Annotated in this window: 13 protein-coding genes; 3 read left to right on the plus strand and 10 right to left on the minus strand. The window is 52.4% G+C overall.

Going from position 1 to position 17,342, the window contains the following annotated elements:
• Position 1 precedes the first annotated feature (1 nt).
• The 3 genes from osmF to HZS81_RS08835 form a co-directional block, all read right to left on the minus strand.
• Positions 2–898 (minus strand): glycine betaine ABC transporter substrate-binding protein OsmF, encoded by an 897-nt coding sequence (osmF, locus tag HZS81_RS08825; RefSeq protein WP_422141582.1) that lies wholly within the window; start codon positions 896–898, stop codon positions 2–4.
• 176 nt (positions 899–1,074) lie between these two features.
• Positions 1,075–2,484 (minus strand): cysteine--tRNA ligase, encoded by a 1,410-nt coding sequence (gene cysS / locus HZS81_RS08830; protein ID WP_179930187.1) that lies wholly within the window; start codon positions 2,482–2,484, stop codon positions 1,075–1,077.
• 10 nt (positions 2,485–2,494) lie between these two features.
• The gene (locus tag HZS81_RS08835) at positions 2,495–4,174 is read right to left on the minus strand and encodes a glutamine--tRNA ligase/YqeY domain fusion protein (RefSeq protein ID WP_179930188.1); all 1,680 of its coding nucleotides are present in this window, start codon (positions 4,172–4,174) and stop codon (positions 2,495–2,497) included.
• A gap of 126 nt (positions 4,175–4,300) precedes the next feature.
• On the opposite strand from HZS81_RS08835, the gene HZS81_RS08840 reads away from it, so the two are divergent.
• Together HZS81_RS08840 and HZS81_RS08845 are read left to right on the plus strand one after the other, a co-directional pair.
• Positions 4,301–4,801: a peptidylprolyl isomerase gene (locus HZS81_RS08840; protein WP_179930189.1), complete on the plus strand. Its 501-nt coding sequence runs from the start codon at positions 4,301–4,303 to the stop codon at positions 4,799–4,801.
• Positions 4,802–4,817: 16 nt separating this feature from the next.
• Positions 4,818–5,594, plus strand: coding sequence for a UDP-2,3-diacylglucosamine diphosphatase (locus HZS81_RS08845; protein WP_179930190.1), 777 nt, complete (start codon positions 4,818–4,820; stop codon positions 5,592–5,594).
• A 68-nt stretch (positions 5,595–5,662) separates the two neighbouring features.
• Here HZS81_RS08845 and HZS81_RS08850 read toward each other — a convergent pair whose 3' ends face one another.
• The 6 genes from HZS81_RS08850 to tig all read right to left on the minus strand — a co-directional run bounded on the left by HZS81_RS08850 (position 5,663) and on the right by tig (position 14,123).
• Positions 5,663–7,471, minus strand: coding sequence for a SurA N-terminal domain-containing protein (locus HZS81_RS08850; protein WP_179930191.1), 1,809 nt, complete (start codon positions 7,469–7,471; stop codon positions 5,663–5,665).
• 121 nt (positions 7,472–7,592) lie between these two features.
• Entirely contained in the window at positions 7,593–7,865 is a 273-nt protein-coding gene (locus tag HZS81_RS08855) for an HU family DNA-binding protein (protein ID WP_179930192.1), read from the minus strand.
• Between the two features lie 190 nt (positions 7,866–8,055).
• Complete coding sequence (gene lon, locus HZS81_RS08860) at positions 8,056–10,464, minus strand: endopeptidase La (RefSeq protein ID WP_179930193.1); 2,409 nt, start codon at positions 10,462–10,464, stop codon at positions 8,056–8,058.
• Between the two features lie 220 nt (positions 10,465–10,684).
• Positions 10,685–11,965 (minus strand): ATP-dependent Clp protease ATP-binding subunit ClpX, encoded by a 1,281-nt coding sequence (gene clpX / locus HZS81_RS08865; RefSeq protein ID WP_179930194.1) that lies wholly within the window; start codon positions 11,963–11,965, stop codon positions 10,685–10,687.
• Positions 11,966–12,060: 95 nt separating this feature from the next.
• Complete coding sequence (clpP, locus tag HZS81_RS08870; protein WP_179930195.1) at positions 12,061–12,678, minus strand: ATP-dependent Clp endopeptidase proteolytic subunit ClpP; 618 nt, start codon at positions 12,676–12,678, stop codon at positions 12,061–12,063.
• A 95-nt stretch (positions 12,679–12,773) separates the two neighbouring features.
• Positions 12,774–14,123, minus strand: coding sequence for a trigger factor (tig, locus tag HZS81_RS08875; protein ID WP_179930196.1), 1,350 nt, complete (start codon positions 14,121–14,123; stop codon positions 12,774–12,776).
• A 304-nt stretch (positions 14,124–14,427) separates the two neighbouring features.
• On the opposite strand from tig, the gene HZS81_RS08880 reads away from it, so the two are divergent.
• Positions 14,428–16,902, plus strand: coding sequence for an EAL domain-containing protein (locus tag HZS81_RS08880; RefSeq protein ID WP_241697439.1), 2,475 nt, complete (start codon positions 14,428–14,430; stop codon positions 16,900–16,902).
• Positions 16,903–16,974: 72 nt separating this feature from the next.
• Here the strand turns inward: HZS81_RS08880 and HZS81_RS08885 are convergent, their stop codons facing one another.
• Positions 16,975–17,340 carry a hypothetical protein gene (locus HZS81_RS08885; protein ID WP_179930198.1) on the minus strand — a complete coding sequence of 122 codons (366 nt, stop codon included), beginning with the start codon at positions 17,338–17,340 and terminating at the stop codon, positions 16,975–16,977.
• Positions 17,341–17,342 lie beyond the last annotated feature (2 nt).

The raw sequence follows: 17,342 nt of genomic DNA on the forward strand, positions 1-17,342 counted from the left end.
ATTATTGACCCGAGGTATTGCGGCGTAAATTGTCCAAGTAGTCTTGAGCCACTTGCTCAGCTGCAAGGCCATTGACGGCGACATCGGCATTCAACCGCTGCAGCGTTTCAAGGTCTAGAGAAGTAAAAACCGTTTCCAGCGCGGGTTCTATCTGCGGGTACTGTTCAAGTACGTCTTCGCGCACCACGGGGGCGGGCTGATAAACCGGCTGCACCCCTTTTGAATCTTCCAGCACGACAAGCCCTAGCGCATTTAGTCCGCCATCGGTGCCATACGTCATTGCTGCATTGGTACCACTGGTTTGCTGCGCGGCCGCGCGCATGGTAGCGGCGGTATTACCACCAGAGAGTACCAGCAGCTGATCTTCGCTTAGCTCAAACCCATAAGCCTCTTGGAAGGCAGGTAGGGCCTGTTCGGACTCAACGAACTCAGCGCTCGCCGCGAACTTAAACTCACCGCCCGAGGCCAGGTAATCGGCTAAATCTTCCAGCGTTTCTAACCCATGTTCACGGGCTATGTCCTGGCGCACGCTCATCGCCCAGGTATTGTTGGCGCTGGCAGGCGTGAGCCAAACCAGCCCGTTCTCAGCATCGCGCTCGCGTACCGTTTGGTACGCTTTTTCCGCATTATTCCAGACCGGACTATCGGCCATATCGAAAAAGAACGCGCCATTACCTGTGTACTCTGGGTAGAGGTCAATTTCCCCGGTTTTTAGCGCTTGTCTCACCACGCTTGTGGCGCCTAGCTGTATGCGGTTCTCGGTGGGGATCCCCTCGTGCTCAAGCGTCTGAAGAATCAGCTCGCCTAGCACGCCCCCTTCGGTGTCGATTTTAGACGACACCACCACAGGATCGTTTGCCTGGGCCTGGGCCTGGGCCTGGGCCTGGGCGGATACCATGACGGTTGCCGAGATAACGCTCGTCGCAATGATTGATGTCGTGAGGCGCATAGTCATGTTCCTTTTCAAGCAGAGGCAAAGGGCCTCTGTCGCGGATTGGCCAAATTTAGCGGTTCACGATGGAGTATAAGACCTCAGCGCGTTGAAGTCAGACGCTCGCAAGTAACTGGCGCAACTTAGGCAGTTTCTACGACCCATGTCGTGCCTTCGCGTGAGTCTTTAAGCACAATACCTTGCGCGGCGAGTTCATCGCGAATGGCATCCGCTTTGGCAAAATCTTTTTTAGTTTTTGCCTCGGCACGTTCACTGATTTTGGCCTCGATCTCGGCCTCGCTCAGCGAGAGCACCTGCCCCCCTTTCAAAAAGGCCTCCGGCGACTGCTGCAACAGGCCGAGTGTCTCGGCCAGCGCTTTAAGCTCGTGTGCAAGTGTCGCCGCTTGCTCGGGGGCACTGCTTCTGACGCGATTAAGTTCTCGTACTAAATCAAACAGTACCGACAGCGCTTCAGGGGTATTAAAGTCATCATCCATCGCAGCAAAAAAACGCTCACGAAAAATGCTTTCAGCGGAACTTAGCTCGGCATCCGCATTTAGCGTCGATTCTCCAAGCGTTAGCCCTTCGAGTGACGTGTAAAAACGTACCAGCGACTTGCGCGCATCAACTAATGAATCTACCGAGTAATTAATCGGACTGCGATAGTGGCTGGCCACCAGCAGATAGCGCACGACTTCCGCATCGTGCTCGTCTAATACATCACGGATAGTGAAGAAATTGCCCAATGACTTGGACATTTTTTCTTGATTTACCCGGACCGCGCCAGCGTGCATCCATGTATTGACGAACGGCTTCCCATTAGCCGCTTCAGACTGAGCAATTTCGTTTTCATGATGAGGGAAGGTCAAATCCGGCCCGCCGCCATGGATATCAAAGGTATCGCCTAAGCAGCATTTCGACATCGCGGAGCACTCAATATGCCAACCGGGGCGACCGTCACCCCAGGGAGAAGCCCAATGGGCCTCACCGGATTTGGCGGCTTTCCAAAGCACAAAGTCGAGCGGGTCTTCCTTATTCGCATCGACATCGACGCGGGCGCCAGAGCGCATATCATCGAGATTGCGGTTATTGAGCTTGCCGTAGCCCTCAAACTTGCGCACCCGATAGTAGACGTCGCCATTATCCGCTGCGTAAGCATATCCTTTCGCGATCAGCGTTTCGATCATGGCGATAATGTCGTCGATATGGCGTGTTGCCCGCGGCTCTTCATCCGGCGGCAGCACGTTCAGGCTCGCCTCGTCTTCGTGCATGGCCGCGATCATGCGATCGGTCAGCGCCGTGATGCTTTCGCCATTTTCATCGGCACGCTTTAGTATCTTGTCGTCGATGTCGGTGACGTTGCGCACGTAGGTTACGTCATACCCCCGTGCACGCAGGTAGCGGGTGATAACGTCAAACGCGACCATGACACGGGCGTGACCCAGATGGCAGTAGTCATAAACGGTCATCCCGCAGACATACATGCGCACCTTCCCTGGTTCAAGCGTTTGGAAAGGCTCTTTGCGGCGCGTTAACGTATTGTAAATCTGCATAGGCCCTCCTTTAGCCTTTCTGCTTAATTTTCGCCCAGGTATCTTTCAGGCCCACAGTGCGGTTGAACACCAAATGCTCTGGCGTTGATGCGTGACGATCAGCGCAGAAGTAGCCAACGCGTTCAAACTGAAAACGCGACTCTGGCGTGGCATGGGCCAGGCTCGGCTCGCCAATCGCTTGGCAAACGTTCAGTGATTCCGGATTCAGATGCTCTAAAAAGTCGGCATCTTTATCTTTGTCGGGCTGCTCTTCCAAGAAGAGGTTGTCGTATAAACGCACTTCCAATGGCACACCATGGACAGCGCTCACCCAGTGGATGACGCCTTTCACCTTACGGCCTTCCGGGTTTTTGCCCAGCGTATCGAAATCCACCGAGCAGTGAAGCGCTGTTATTTCACCGCTTTCATCCTTGATGACGTCATCGCAGCGGATCACATAAGAATTGCGCAGGCGCACCTCTCTGCCCGGCGCTAAGCGGAAGAACTTTTTCGGCGGCTCTTCCATAAAATCGTCACGGTCGATGTAAAGCTCGCGGGTAAACGGCACGCGGCGTACCGGCATATCATCCCGCGCCGGATGGCCAAGCACCTCGTACACTTCCTCATGTCCCTCGGGAACATTGGTCAGCACGACTTTTAGCGGCTTCAACACGCACATGGAACGCGGTGCGCTGTCTTCAAGATCAGAGCGAATCGCGTGAGTCAGCATGGCGATATCCACCAGGCCGCCGTCAGCGCGGGTCACGCCGATCATGTCACAGAACTTACGGATCGACGCCGGCGTGTAACCTCGGCGACGCATGCCGGAGACAGTAGGCATGCGCGGGTCATCCCAGCCGTCAACAATTCCCTTATCTACTAGCAACTTGAGTTTACGCTTAGAGGTCAACGTATAGTTGAGGTTGAGTCGGGAAAACTCGATCTGACGCGGCTTACACGGTACTGGCAGGTTATCGAGAAACCACTCGTAAAGCGGGCGATGATCTTCAAACTCCAAGGTACAGATCGAGTGCGTCACCCCTTCAATCGCATCCGACTGGCCGTGAGCAAAATCGTAGGAGGGGTAGATTTTCCATTTATCGCCGGTCTGGTGGTGCGTTGCATGGCGAATGCGATAGAGAATCGGGTCGCGCAGATTAATATTCGGCGACGCCATATCGATCTTCGCCCGCAGCACTTTTTCACTCTCGCCGAATTCACCGTCACGCATGCGCGCTAGCAGATCGAGGTTTTCTTCCGCATTGCGTTCGCGGTATGGGCTCGGCGTTCCCGGCTCAGTGAGGGTGCCACGATATTCACGAATTTCGTCAGGCGAGAGATCATCAACGTAGGCTTTACCTTCACGAATCAAGTGCTGCGCCCACGCGTAAAGCTGGTCAAAGTAGTCTGAGGCAAAGCGCACAGGTCCCGCCCACTCAAAGCCTAGCCAGCTGACATCTTCTTTGATGGCGTCAATATAGGCTTGTTCTTCCTTCGCCGGGTTAGTGTCATCAAAGCGCAAATGGCAATCACCACCCATCTGCTCCGCTAAACCGAAGTTCAAACAGATCGACTTCGCATGGCCAATATGCAGAAAGCCGTTTGGCTCAGGCGGAAAGCGCGTCACAATGCTGGTGACCTGGCCGCCCTCAATCTCTTCGCGTACTTGGTTACGAATAAAATTCGGCGCTGGGGTGGTCTCGTTGGTCATGGTGGAGTTGGTAACCTCATAGTGGATGGCGTGCTAGGCTTCGCGGTGCCAAGCAAAACCGCTATTATAACGTGACGCCTGAGCATAGCACCAAGGCGAAGGCCTTTATTGAACAGGAATTTACCTATGATCGTATTACAGACTAACCTCGGTGACATCACCATCGCACTTAACCACGAAAAAGCACCGGTGACGGCGGCTAACTTTGAGCAGTATGTGCGTGATGGATTTTATGACGGCACGCTATTTCACCGCGTCATTGACGGCTTTATGGTTCAAGGGGGTGGTTTCGACCAGGACTTCAATCAAAAGCCTACCCGCGACCCGATTGAGAATGAAGCCGATAATGGCCTAAAAAACACCGAAGGCACGCTGGCAATGGCGCGCACTCAAGACCCACATTCCGCGACGGCGCAATTCTTTATTAACATTAACAACAATACCTTCTTAGATCATAGCGGCAAATCGGTACAGGGCTGGGGCTACGCGGTATTTGGTGAAGTGGTCGACGGCATGGATGTCGTGGAAACGATTAAAAATATCAGCACCACGCGTCGTGGCATGCATGCCGATGTCCCTGCCGATGACATTATTATTGAGCGCGCCTACATCAAGGATGCTGATTAAATAAACGGAGAGCCTTATGCGCACTCTGCTGGTAGCCGATTTACACCTTAGCGAGCACACCCCTGAGATAACTCAAGGGTTTCTCGACTACTTAACCACTACAGCGGTGGATGCGGAAGCCGTTTATGTTTTAGGCGATTTGTTTGATGCCTGGATTGGCGACGATCTCCTTGATTACCCACACCCGCTCGCTGATATCGCCAAACAGGTTGCGGCGGCCTTATCAAAACTTGGCGAAAACGGTACGCGCATTTGCTTGATGCACGGTAACCGTGACTTTTTTATCGGCCAGCGCTTCGCTAATGCTTGTAGCGCAACCCTTTTGCCGGATATTCAAGAAGCCGAACTTCACGGGATTCCGCTCGTGCTGCTGCACGGCGATAGCCTCTGCACGCTGGATAAAGACTACATGGCGTTTCGTCAGCAATCTCGCGATCCACAGTGGCAAGCACAAATGCTTGAGCTGCCGCTTGAGCAACGTCTCGAACTGGCCACAAGCTTACGGCAGCAATCAGGTGACGCCAACGCCACAAAAGCGCAAGCCATCATGGATGTGACACCCTCCGAAGTCGTAAAACTGATGGAGAAGCGCGGTGTCGCCACGATGATTCATGGCCATACTCACCGACCCAAGGTGCATGACCTGACCGTGGATGGCGTTCCTGCCAAGCGTTTTGTACTAGGGGATTGGGATCGACAACATGGCTGGGATGTTGTGATCGATGATGAGACAGACAGCGCAACAGCGCCACGCTTGCGTCAATTTCCTTTAAACCAACCGCCAGTAAGCTAACGCCCCACAAAAAATGCCGCCCTTTCTAGGGGCGGCATTTTTCTACAACACATCACGTCTGATTCGCTTTAGCGACGCTCGATTTCAGCATCACTTCGTAAGTCATCAATTAGACCTTGAATCACGGATTGCGCGCGCAACTGCTCAGCCATCTGAGCCACAAAGCGCTCGGCTTGCTCGTCGACTTCACCATCACTGACGTTATCCAGAGCAATGATGGCAACCCCTTCGGGTAGCTCGACATAACGATACGTGCTCTCCCCGCTTTCAGGATGCGGCATGCGGAACGCCGCCTGCACTATCATCCGCGGCACCGTGGTATCTGCCTCGCGACTGATGCTATTTACCTCAAGCCAGTCAACCGTTTCGCCTTCAGGGTCAGCGAGCAGAGCTTTGGCCTCTTCCACCAATGCCTGCTGCTGCTTACGCGATCTGACCGCCGCTTCAGCTTGTTCACGCACCTGCTCTAAAGGCAGCACAGTCGCGTCGCGATGTTCTGCTACACGCAATACCATGCGGCGATCATTGTCTAACTCAATCACTTCGCTGTTATAGCGCTCTTCAAGAACGTCCTGGCTAAAGGCCGCATCCATGACTCCGGGTTCTGACAACACGCCGTCGCCTGCTCCTCTTGCAAGCCAGTCGCTCTCTTGTAACGTCAGGCCAATGTCACCGGCGACGCTTTGTAGATCTTCTGCGGCAAAACTCTCGTCGATGAGCTGCTGAACGCGTTGATTAAATTCATCGTCAACTTCACGCATGGCAACGCCTTGGCGCAACCTATCACGCTGCTCTTCAAACGCTGGACGATCAATGTCTTGGACTTGGATAATGTGGAAAGCGTCATCCATCTCGACCGCCGAGGAGATTTCACCCTCACCTAGGGAAAAAGCCGCCTCGTCGAACGCCTCGCCAAAGAAACCGCGACTGATCTCACCCAGGTCGCCGCCATCTTCAGCGCTTGCGGTATCATCAGAATAGCGCGCTGCCGTATCGGCAAAGCTCTCGCCGCTTTCGAGAGCGGCTAATGCCTCTTCGGCACGCGCTTGCGCTTGCTCACGTGTTCGCTCATCACCGAAGGTCACCATGATGTGGGCAACACGGCGATCCGCATTCTGATTCTGCTCGCGCCACGCCTCACGCAGCTCAGCGTCATCCACCTCGACGTCAGCGGCCATCTCTTCACGATCAATTACAACGTATTCAAGGCGCACCTGCTCAGGCCGCTCGAAACGCTCGGCATGTTCGTTGTAGTAGCGCTCAAGCTCCTCTTGAGTCACGTCTATGTGGCTAGCGTCTTCCGCTGTCAAAACATCGTAGCGGAAGCTTCGCTGCTGACGCTGCAGCTCGGCTAAACGCTGCTGTTCGGTTTCCAACGTAAAGTCACTAAATGCAAGCCCTTGCTGAAGTTGACGACGCTTCACATCCGTGCGCAGTTCCTGACGAAATGAGAGCGGTGTGTACCCTGCTCTAGCCAAGCGATTACGAAACTGTTCAGCGGAGAAAACGCCCTCTTGATCTTGGAATTCAGGCAGATTAACGATGAGCTGATCTAGCTGATCATCGGAGACGTAGAAACCGCCCTCTTCTGCGTACTGAGTCAAAAGGCGTTGCGTAATTAGCTGATCCAGCATTTCGTTACGCAAAGCACGTTCTTGTTCAGGAGGCACTTGCCCAGAGCGCATCGCACGCTGTACTTCAAGCTCTACCTCTTGGCGTACGATGGGCTCGCCATTAACCGTTGCCACCTCGTCAGGGTCGCTACCAAACAAGCCAAACAGTGACTCTGCGCCAAATAGCGCCATTGCGGCCACCATGACGCCAATAATGATTTTTGCTCCCCAACTTCTGGAGCCATCGCGAATACTTTGCAGCATGTTAGCCTCAGTTCAAATAGCCAAACGATTCAATTGCACAGTGGCCAAAAATAACATGGGCGCATCGCTTTAACGATGCGCCCATGAGACGATTCCTAAAAACTACCCCTAATACCTCGGATTAGTTAACTGCGTCTTTTAATGCCTTACCCGCTTTGAAGTTGGGTACTTTAGCTGCCTTGATCTCAATCGGCTGACCGGTTTGCGGATTGCGACCGGTACGTGCAGCACGCTCTTTGATCGAAAAGGTACCAAAACCTACCAGTGAAACACTCTCGCCTTTCTTGAGGCTATCGGTGACAGACTCCACCATGGCATCCAATGCGCGGGTTGCCGCTGCTTTTGGAATATCAGCAGACGCGGCAATGGCTTCAATCAGCTCGGACTTATTCACACTTCACCCCTTGACTGTTTCAAAAAATGGCTCTGAACGGCATGGTCACCGGTTAGCTCGACGATCAAAACGTAGCTGTATTTTATAGCAACGCCTTGAAATCGCTGTCAAGCAACCAAGCCGCATTACACCCGCCCAACAAGGCGTTGAGTGTATGGATTAAATAGCTAAACGTATAGACACGGTTACTTTAATGCGTACTTGCCGCAGCGGTATTAACAAACGATTTATCGCTACTCACGATAGTATCTTTGTCGTCTGGCTCGGCTAAGGCAACCGCCAATACATCGTCGATCCAACGCACCGGACGAATATCTAACGCGTCCTTAATATTATCTGGCACTTCTTTTAAGTCTCGACGGTTTTCCTCCGGTATGAGAACGGTATTTATACCACCCCGGCGGGCTGCCAGCAATTTCTCCTTTAGCCCCCCGATAGGCAACACTTCTCCGCGAAGATTTACCTCGCCAGTCATCGCCACGTTGCAGCGCACGGGGCGACGGCTATACGCAGAGACCATGGCCGTTACCATCGCAATGCCGGCACTGGGCCCGTCTTTGGGAGTCGCACCCTCCGGCACGTGAATGTGCAAATCTTCCTTTTCAAAGCGTTCTGGATCAATACCGTAGGCATCGGCACGCGCGCGCACGACGGTATGTGCAGCACTCACCGACTCTTTCATTACATCGCCCAGTGAACCTGTCTTGTTCACGCGACCTTTCCCCGGCGTTACCACCGATTCGATATTAAGAAGCTCACCGCCTACCGATGTCCACGCTAAACCGGTCACACGACCCACTTGGTCTTCTTGATCGGCTAGGCCATAACTGTACCGGCGAACACCTGCATACGCTTCAATTTGTTCAGCACTGAGCGTCTGTCCGGCTTGCGTTTGCTTATTATCGCGCTCATGCTCCAATCGTTCTCGCAGCACCTTACGCGCGACTTTGGCAATTTGACGTTCAAGCTCACGCACCCCCGCTTCCCGCGAGTAGTAGCGAATCAGCTCCAGCAACGCAGAATCATCTAAGTCAATTTCATCGACTTTCAAGCCGTTAGCTTCACGCTGTTTGGGCAGCAAATAACGCTTAGCAATCGCAAGCTTTTCATCTTCGGTGTAGCCCGGCAAACGGATAATTTCCATCCGGTCGAGCAGCGGCCCTGGGATATTCATCGAGTTGGCCGTGCAAATAAATAGCGTTTCAGAAAGGTCGTAATCCAACTCCAAGTAATGGTCACTGAAGCTGTTATTTTGCTCGGGATCAAGCACTTCCAAAAGTGCCGATGACGGATCACCACGATGATCCATACCAAGCTTATCCACCTCGTCGAGCAAGAAAAGCGGATTTTTGACCCCAGCTCGACTCATACGCTGCATCAACTTACCGGGTAGCGAACCAATATACGTACGACGGTGCCCACGAATTTCTGACTCATCGCGTACCCCGCCAAGCGCCAAACGCACATACTTGCGGTTAGTCGCACGCGCAATCGAGCGCCCTAGCGAGGTTTTACCCACCCCCGGCGGGCCCACCAAACAAAGCACTGGGCCTTTCATTTTACGCACGCGTTTTTGTACCGCGAGGTACTCCAGGATGCGGGATTTCACTTCATCAAGGCCGTAGTGATCCTCATCGAGAACTTGCTGCGCTTTGACGAGGTCATGCTTAACCCGTGTGCGTTTTTTCCATGGCACCGCGATTAGCCAATCCAAATAAGAGCGCACCACCGTAGCTTCGGCGGAGTTAGCGGACATCATTTTGAGCTTATTAAGCTCCTGAGTGGCTTTCTCCATCGCCTCTTTGGGCATGCCCGAGTCTTTAATGGCCAGCTCATACTTTTCTACCTCATTGGGTACATCTTCAAGCTCACCCATTTCTTTCTGGATGGCCTTCATCTGCTCGTTGAGGTAATACTCGCGTTGCGTCTTCTCCATCTGCTCTTTAACGCGCGTACGGATACGCTTTTCTACCTGAAGCAAATCAATCTCGGACTCAATCAACGCCATCAGGTGTTCGATACGGTCGCGAACGCGATCCATCTCCAACAACTCTTGTTTGTCGCCAATTTTTAACGACAAATGCGCGCAAATCGTATCCACCAAGCGGCTCGGGTCTTCAATGCCTGACAGGGAGTTAAGCACCTCATTAGGCACTTTTTTTGATAGTTTGACGTACTGTTCGAACTGATTCAGCAGCACCCGTACCAGCGCTTCTTGCTCGCGTTCGGTCAGCGGTTGACTATCACGGGGCTCGATATACGCTTGTGTATAGCCATCGTCGTGCTCTTCTATGCGGCCAACATCCGCACGGAAGCTACCTTCAATCAGTACTTTTACCGTGCCATCAGGAAGTTTTAGCAACTGCATGATCTCGGCCACCGTTCCCATGGCGTAAAGATCAGCGTTATCAGGATCATCCTGAGAGGCTTCGCGCTGAGCGACCAGCAAGACGCGTTTATCCGCTTCCATTGCGGCTTCTAAGGCTTGAATCGACTTTTCGCGCCCGACAAATAGCGGAATAACCATCTGCGGATAAACCACAACATCCCGCAGTGGTAAAAGTGGGAAACATTGTGTCATTTCGGCGTTCTGCTGCATCGCAGACGTTCCTCGGGAATTCGGGTGAGTAACTAAGATGAAACCGTGACGCGCGAGCTTAACTTGCGCGCTATTCATCCGATAGGCGAGTGAGCCAATGAGCTAGACAATTAGCACAGTGTAAAATGACGCCAAAGAAAAGTAAGGGGCCGCCGCGGCGACCCCTATGATGGCGCAGATGGGCAGGCGCTATACTAAATACTGCTGCGCCGTCCCCCTTTTAACCATCTGTGCCGTCACCCCGTGCGTCTTCTTGCTGCGAATAAATCAGCAATGGATCGCTTTCGCCAGCAATCACAGATGCATCAATGATGACTTGGCTTACGCCTTCGAGTGAAGGAATTTCGTACATGGTGTCGAGCAATACGGACTCCAAAATAGAGCGCAAGCCGCGTGCACCAGTCTTGCGCTCCATAGCTTTCACCGCTACAGCGCGCAATGCGTCTTCACGAAACTCAAGTGCCACATCTTCCATCTCAAACAGTTTGACGTACTGTTTAATCAAGGAGTTTTTAGGCTCTGTAAGAATCTCCACTAACGCATCTTCGGTTAGCTCGGTGAGCGTCGCAATCACTGGCACACGACCGACGAACTCGGGTATCAAACCGTACTTGACCAGATCTTCAGGCTCAACATCGGCCAAAAGCTCACCCACGCCACGCGACGAGTCTTTGCTCTTGACGTTGGCGTTAAAGCCAATACCGCCTTTCTCAGCGCGATCACGGATAACTTTATCCAGACCCGCGAAAGCACCACCAACAATAAACAGAATATTCGCCGTGTGCACTTGCACAAATTCTTGTTGCGGGTGCTTACGCCCACCTTGCGGCGGCACCGAAGCCGTCGTACCTTCAATCAGCTTCAGCAGCGCCTGCTGCACCCCTTCGCCCGAAACGTCGCGCGTGATGGAGGGATTGTCCGATTTGCGTGAAATCTTATCAATTTCGTCAATATAGACAATGCCACGCTCAGCTTTCTCTACGTCGTATTCGCACTTTTGCAGCAGCTTTTGAATAATGTTTTCGACATCTTCACCCACATAACCGGCTTCAGTCAGTGTGGTTGCATCTGCAATCGTGAAAGGCACGTTCAACAGGCGAGCCATGGTCTCCGCAAGTAGGGTCTTACCGCTACCTGTCGGGCCAATCAGCAAAATGTTGGATTTACCTAGCTCCACATCGCCTTCGCGAACGCCAGACTTTAGTCGCTTGTAGTGATTGTACACCGCTACGGATAGCACCATTTTGGCGCGATCTTGCCCGATGACGTAGTCGTCGAGGGTATAACGGATCTCACGAGGCGTCGGCAGACGCTCCTCATCGCTCTCGGCATCGGCTTCGAGAACTTCCTCGCGAATGATGTCATTACACAGATCGACACACTCATCGCAGATATAAACGGACGGGCCAGCAATCAGCTTACGTACTTCGTTTTGGTTTTTACCACAAAACGAGCAATAAAGCAGTTTGCCCCCTTCGTCTTTGCCTTTGCCGTCGGCCATTCGCGTACCTCTGTCACTGCGGCGGCAGTTACGCCGCCGGAAAGCTCGTTTAAAAAGCGCAGACCTAACCTATAAAGCGCATATCCATCACGCTATCAGGATGTGGGCCGCTTATCCAGCACCGCGTCAACCAAGCCATACTCTTTTGCTTGGTCAGCGTTCATAAAGTTATCACGATCAGTATCTTGTGAAACTTTCTCAATATCCTGACCGGTATGGTGCGCCAGGATTTGGTTCAAACGATCACGAATGCCCAAAATTTCACGAGTATGAATTTCAATATCAGAGGCTTGACCCTGATAGCCGCCTAGCGGCTGGTGAATCATCATCCGTGAATTGGGCAAGCAGAAACGTTTTTCTGCTGCACCACCAGCAAGCAAGAGAGCCCCCATGCTTGCCGCTTGACCGATACACACGGTCGATATATCCGGTTTTACGAACTGCATCGTATCGTAAATTGACATACCCGATGTAACGGAACCTCCCGGGGAATTAATATAGAGATGAATATCTTTATCCGGGTTTTCAGACTCAAGGAAGAGCAGCTGAGCAACCACCAAGTTAGCCATGTAATCTTCTACAGGGCCAACCAAAAAGATGACGCGCTCTTTTAAAAGCCGCGAGTAAATATCGTAGGCTCTTTCCCCTTTGGCGCTTTGCTCAACCACCATGGGCACCAAACCGCCGGCGTTTTGAATATCAAATTCACTCATCAGTGATTCCTTGCCTCCGATGGGGAGAGGTGCGCCGCTAAGCAGCACACCTATACTAAAGGTGATTAAAACAGGGCAATCAGAACGGGAGGCAATCAGGCACTTGCCTGCTCATCCTCATCTTCGCCCTCACCTTGCTCAGCCTGCTTTGCCGCTGCCAATACCTGTTGGTAAGACATTTCCACGTCGTTTACGTTCGCTTGTTCAAGCAACTTATCGACCGCTTTCTCTTCCAAAATTGCCGACTTCACTTGCGTTTTAAGCTCGTCGTTACTCATATAATATTCAACGACTTGCTGAGGATCTTGGTACTGCTCAGCTAGCTCTTCAACTTTGGCCTTAATTTCATCATCAGTGGCGTTTAGCTCATTTGCTTTGATCACTTCAGCTAGCAACAAACCGACCTGTACACGGCCTTTCGCTTGTTCAGCAAACAGCTCATCAGGAAGCTGACTCACATCGAAGTCTTCACCGAGGCCGAACTGCTGGGCGGCTTGACGCTTCATACCATCAGTTTCTTGCTGAACGAGCGCGCTAGGCACCGGAATCTCATTGGACTTTTTCAGCGCATCAAGCACCTGTTGCTTGACACGATTATCTACCGCTTGTTCTGCCTCACGACTCATGTTCTTTTTGATTTCGGCACGGAATTTCTCTTCGTCGCCGTCTTCAACACCAAAGCGCTCAATGAAGGCCGCGTCAACATCCGGGAGCTTCTGGCCACTTACGCTGTGTACCTTGACGTTGAACACGGCATCTTTACCAGCCAAATGTTCTGCTTGGTACTCTTCCGGGAAGGTAACATTAACCGTCTTCTCATCACCGGCTTTGGCGCCAATAAGCTGCTCTTCAAAACCTGGGATAAAGCTATTGGAACCCAGCACTAACGAGTGGTCTTCCGCACTGCCGCCTTCAAACGCCTCGTCGCCTAAGTAACCCTGGAAATCAATTTTGACCTGATCCCCTTCTTCTGCGGGACGCTCAACTTCTTCCCAATCGGCGTTTTGCTTGCGTAGGGTTTCAATCATTTCGTCAACATCGACGTCAGTCACTTCAACGACTGGGCGCTCAACGTCAGTACCTTCGATAGAGGTAAGCTCGACTTGCGGGTACACCTCCATCTTCGCAACGAATTCCAGATCTTTGCCTGCTTCATTCACTGTGGCTTCAATCTGTGGGTAACCTGCCGGGTTCAGCTCTTCATCGGTAATAGCACGTACGTAGTGTTCACGCATCGACTCGCCCACAACATCGTTGCGGACATCTTGACCATAGCGCTGTTGAACCACAGCCATTGGCACCCGGCCTTTGCGGAAACCGTTCAAGCGAACGTTCTTCGCGGTTTCTTTCAAGCGAGTGCTGACGGCCTCATCGATTTCAGCGGCCGGCACTTGGATGGTGAGGCGGCGTTCGATTGGGGAGGTCGTCTCGACGGAAACTTGCATGAATTGTCCTCTAGCGGCTGAGCGTTATGTTAGTTACAAAATTATGTTCAAGGGTCGATTTTAAGAACCCTGACGCACGGTGGCAAGCGCCATGCACGCTACATGGGGCCAGCATAGGTAATTACAAGGGGTTTACCGTGTTGCCTAGGGCCTTTCTCACCCTTTCGTACTCACTTTCTCAAACCTTAATAATGTTAACTGCTTTGCAGCTAGCACCAACGTGTTAATCTGACACACTATATCCATCATCTAGTGCCACGTGTTGTCGTTTCTTATGAGTCAAAATTTACCTATTTCACGCGTCATGCAAACCGGTATTTTACAGTGCGCACCTGATACGCCTCTTTGCGAGGCTGCAAGGCGCATGGCGGAGCGCCATTGTAGCTCAATTCTTGTGATGGAGAATGAGCGTGCTGTGGGCATTTGGACAGAACACGATGCACTGAATATCGACTTTGGCGATTTCGATGCCGTTCGCCAGCCTATCTCCCAACGTATGAGCCAGCCAGTTGCCAGCATTTATGCTCACTTACCCCTCGGTGAAGCAGCACTACAGATTCAGGCACTTGGGCGACGCCACTTACTGGTCATCGACACCGACGACATACCAGTCGGCATTTTATCGCAAACCGACATTGCCCTAAACCAAGGCCTAGAGCCTTACTTGCGCCTACGCGAAGTACACGCTGCCATGCGCCCGGCACCACTCGTGCTTCCGGGCGACATGCTGCTCGCGACAGCAGCGCATGAAATGCATCTCCAAGAGCACGATGCGGCCGTTGTCTTACTCGATAATGTGTTGGGCATTTTAACCGAGCGCGACTTAGTACGCTTTATTGCCCGCCATCCTGGCAACACGCCGATTGCGGAACTCGCCAGCCAACCCCTGCTCACCATTGATGAAAAAGCAGCGCTAATCCATGCCCGTGACCTTCTAATTGACCACCGTATTCGCCATCTCGCAGTTCTCGATCCACAAGGCAATGTCAGTGGCTTGCTCGGATTTCGTGACATGCTGGCAGGCGCTGAGCATCTGTACCTTCAGGATTTGCGTCAAGCACTCGAGCAGCGTGATTCCGCACTGGCCACATCACGACAGCATCTGCAGCTGGCCGAGCGAGTGATCGACTCCTCGCTTGAGGGCATTATCATCACCGATCCCGCAACACGTATTGAGTTTATCAACCCTGCGTTCACGCACATGACGGGGTATGCGCTAGAGGATGTTGTGGGCAAAACGCCTCGCATACTTTCCTCCGGACGCCAAGACGATGCCTTCTACCAACAGATGTGGGACACTCTTAAAGCACACGGCTATTGGCGCGGGGAAGTGTGGAATCGCAAGAAAACGGGCGAGCTCTACCTTGAGCTACTGACTATTACCGCTATTACTAATGATGACGGTGAAACACAGCATTACGCAGGGCTGTTTACCGACATCACTCATATTCGTGAAAACGAACAGCAAATTCGCCACCTTGCCTATTACGATGTTTTGACGCGACTTCCCAACCGCCGTCTACTTGAAGACCGCATTACCCTGGCGATTCGTCACGCCCACCGCTCAGACGAGCCGTTAGCCGTTATTTTCATCGATCTTGACCATTTCAAACAAGTCAATGACACCCTAGGCCATGCCGTTGGCGATGAACTGCTGCTACAAGCGTCTGAACGAATGCAAGAAAAGCTGCGTGAGGACGACACGCTTGCGCGCTTGGGAGGCGATGAGTTTATTGCTCTATTGCCCGGTATTGGCGATTTTTCTGAAGCGACCCGCATCGCTCAGCGCTTAATCGATACCGTCAGTGCTCCCTATTGTATTAACACCCATACGTTCCGTATTGGGTGCAGCTTAGGGGTGAGCCTCTACCCTGATGATGGCGATGATTCAGAAACACTGATTCAAAATGCCGATGCCGCCATGTATCGCGCCAAAAAAGAGGGTCGAAATACCTATCGCCTCTACCGAAGCGAAATGGACCTCGCCGTGCAGAACCACCTTACGCTTGAAACCGAGTTGCGCACCATGCTCGATACGGGCGACGGTCTTTTCATGGTATATCAGCCGCTTGTGAGCCGTGAGACAGGGCTGACCGTTAGCGCGGAGGCACTCGTCCGTTGGCAGCACCCGACCCGTGGTGTAATCCCCCCCGGGGAGTTTATCCCTTTAGCAGAACGGTCGGGGTTAATCTTGTCGCTGGGCGAGCGCGTCCTCGACAATGTCATTAGCGATATACTCAGGTGGCAGCAGCAAGGCTTAGAGATAGTGCCAATCGCCATCAACTTATCCGCAGCGCAATTCTGGCAAAGCGGCTTTGTTCAACACGTGGAAAGAAAACTCGCGGATGCCAGCATCTGCCCTGAGCTGATTACCTTTGAACTCACCGAAAGCCTACTGCTCAATAAGCAAGCGCAAGGCATCGAAATCCTGACCCACTTAAGCGAGTTAGGCTGTCGTATCGCACTAGATGACTTTGGTACTGGCTACTCATCACTTAGCTACTTGCAACATATCCCTGCCCACAGTTTGAAAATCGACCGCAGTTTTATCGAAGCCCTTGACGACCCAAACCAAAGCAGCCGACCTATCATTGCCGCGATTGCTAGCATGGCGCAGGAGTTAGGGCTTACGGTGATTGCCGAAGGTGTTGAAAGCGAGGAGCAATGGGCAATGCTGGGCAACTATGCTATCGATACAATACAAGGCTTTTATACCGGCTACCCCGTGGAAGCCGATACCTTCAGTATGGGCCTCACGAGCCAACTGAGCCAGGCGTAAAAGCGAGCCAAACGGGTTACCTGTGCCCCCGTGCTCTTACTTTTAACGGGCTTGAAGCGTTAGAATAACGCCCTAGCTTTTTTCGCTACGCCACAGATTCAGTGCGTGCATTAAAAGCCCTAACGTCGCCCCATGAGACAGTAACAATTCCCAGCTAAACCAATCACTCAACAAACTGTGCCATAACGTCATAACGGCTGTCCCCACAAGCAGCCAAAGCATGAGCTTGCGAAGCAGTATCGGTAAACGCTGACGCGCTTTAGAGGTTAATAAGCGCCATTGAATGACCACAAAAGCCAATACGGCAATGATCGCCATTAGCAAAAGCGACTGGTGAGTTTCATGCCCGCCGGCTATGTAGCGCGGTAGGGTCGCTAACATCACAATACAAAGCCCAAGTACCACACTCATGCGCTCAGGCGTCAACATTGGGGTCATGC

The sequence above is a fragment of the Vreelandella salicampi genome, from assembly GCF_013415105.1.
Taxonomy (GTDB): Bacteria; Pseudomonadota; Gammaproteobacteria; order Pseudomonadales; family Halomonadaceae; genus Vreelandella; species Vreelandella salicampi.